General features: G+C 54.8%; 4 protein-coding genes. All 4 read left to right on the top strand.

The annotated features are described in order from the left end of the window. Nucleotides 1–131 precede the first annotated feature (131 nt). The 4 genes from HMPREF0577_RS10485 to HMPREF0577_RS10470 all read left to right on the top strand — a co-directional run bounded on the left by HMPREF0577_RS10485 (nt 132) and on the right by HMPREF0577_RS10470 (nt 1,488). The gene (locus HMPREF0577_RS10485; RefSeq protein WP_248613805.1) at nt 132–404 is read left to right on the top strand and encodes a hypothetical protein; all 273 of its coding nucleotides are present in this window, start codon (nt 132–134) and stop codon (nt 402–404) included. A 5-nt stretch (nt 405–409) separates the two neighbouring features. Then, a complete protein-coding gene (locus tag HMPREF0577_RS10480) occupies nt 410–688 on the top strand; it encodes a hypothetical protein (protein ID WP_211582021.1) in 279 nt (92 codons plus the stop codon). A gap of 237 nt (nt 689–925) precedes the next feature. After that, nucleotides 926–1,204: a type II toxin-antitoxin system RelB family antitoxin gene (gene relB / locus HMPREF0577_RS10475; protein ID WP_004013871.1), complete on the top strand. Its 279-nt coding sequence runs from the start codon at nt 926–928 to the stop codon at nt 1,202–1,204. Next, on the top strand, nt 1,201–1,488 hold the full coding sequence (locus HMPREF0577_RS10470) for a type II toxin-antitoxin system RelE family toxin (protein WP_004013870.1): 288 nt from the start codon (nt 1,201–1,203) through the stop codon (nt 1,486–1,488). The genes relB and HMPREF0577_RS10470 overlap by 4 nt, the downstream gene beginning before the upstream one ends. The last annotated feature ends 194 nt before the right edge of the window (nt 1,489–1,682 follow it).

Below are 1,682 nucleotides of genomic sequence, written 5' to 3'. Positions count from 1 at the left end.
ACCCCCAACAGCCACGGCAATGGCCAAGCCCGCCACCCCGGCCAGCACCTCATGAACCCGCCGCACTGCCGCACTGCGAACTTGAATCCAGGGAAGCCTTTCGCGCGTCGTTGGCGCTATATAATTTTGATGTGGCGGTTTTTGTGGAGGCTCATGCTTTGAAGCATGGACTAGATGAGGCAGAGATTGAATATGCTTGGAATCATCTGGTCGCCACGAAGTTACGGTTCGATGGTTCGATGCCGCCCCGATGGATTGGTTTGGGCTCTCTACCGGATGGAAGAATGGTGCAGATGGTGGCCTCGGAAAGCGGATTTGGCGACTGGTATGTTTTCCATGCGATGACCCCACCAACCAAAACATTTTTGAGGGAACTTGGTATTGATGCAAGGAAGAGAAAGTGATTATCATGGCGGATTTTGTGGCGGTAAACGGTCAGGTAATGACCGATGAGATGATGGAGCGTTTGGAGTCGTATTACGCGCGAGGAGAATTTCCCCCGGGGGAATATTCGGTGGGTGAGGTGATTGACGGGTCACCGCCTTCGATGAGGTCTGGCGGTGTTACGATTCCTGTCCAGATACCTCTAGAGACTCAACGCGTTATAGCAAGTCGGGCTAAAGAGGAAAACACCACCCCCGGTGAACTGGTTGGTGCCGTGCTCACAAGAGTTTTCACCGCGCCCTGATGGTTTTATACCATCCAAAAAACCAAGAGATTAGCGTACTTTTCGCATGTTGACCGTGAAAGTAGGTGCATCGTTTAAGGATTAAGAACGCCCCGTTACCGCTGCATGGTAAGGCTGGCCGCCACTGTAAACTAAGCCCGCCATCGCGGCCAACGCCTCGTGAACCCGTCCACGCGTACCCCGCGAAAGGTAGGCCGATCTCTTGGTTTCATTGAAAGGCTGGGATAAAATCGGTGTGTGAGCGAAGTTTTGAGTGTGGAGCTGTCGGCCGAGGATAAGGCGCGTCTGGAATGGGCCAGCGAGAAAACTCAACGATCCGAGGCTGATTTGCTGCGCGAGGCCACCCAAGAATACCTCGATGACCTGGAGGACTACTACCTGGGCGTGGAAGCGATGCAGACCTTGGAGGCAATCCGTACCGGCAAGGAAGACACGATTTCTTTGGAGCAACTGGAACAGGATTTAGGGTTTTACAACACGCCAGTAGACCCGGCTATATCCAGGCAGATTCAATGACACGAAAAGTCATCTTGTCCCGTGCTGTTGACAAATGGTTGCGTAAAGCAGACGCGCGCGTGGCGCGCAGCATCAGGGATGCGATACGGTGGATAGCCGCAGCGGAAAACCCGCGAGTTAAAGGTAAAGCCCTGACAGGGAACCTCGCGGGGCTTTGGCGTTACCGGGTGGGTGACTACCGGATTGTATGCCGACTAGATGATGCGGAACTGACGGTGCTGGTGTTGAGGGTTGGGCACCGCTCGAACGTGTATCGTGCGAGCCGGAACCAAGATTCCAGTTGATTCTTGTAAGCCTGCCCTGGTCTAGTGGACTCGCATTAGCGGCTGGCAAGACTGGGGTTTACAGAAGGACGCCAACACGCCGACATGTCGATATGCCTATCCGTCGCTAGCGGATAACACTGTTTCTGGGGGCGGGTTCACGAGGTGCTGGCCGGGGTGGCGGGCTTGGCCATTGTCGTGGCTGTTGGGGGTCA

The organism is Mobiluncus mulieris ATCC 35243 (assembly GCF_000160615.1).
Lineage (GTDB): Bacteria > Actinomycetota > Actinomycetes > Actinomycetales > Actinomycetaceae > Mobiluncus > Mobiluncus mulieris.
The sequence above is the reverse complement of the archived record's forward strand: the minus strand, read 5'-3'. Positions and strand labels throughout refer to the sequence as shown.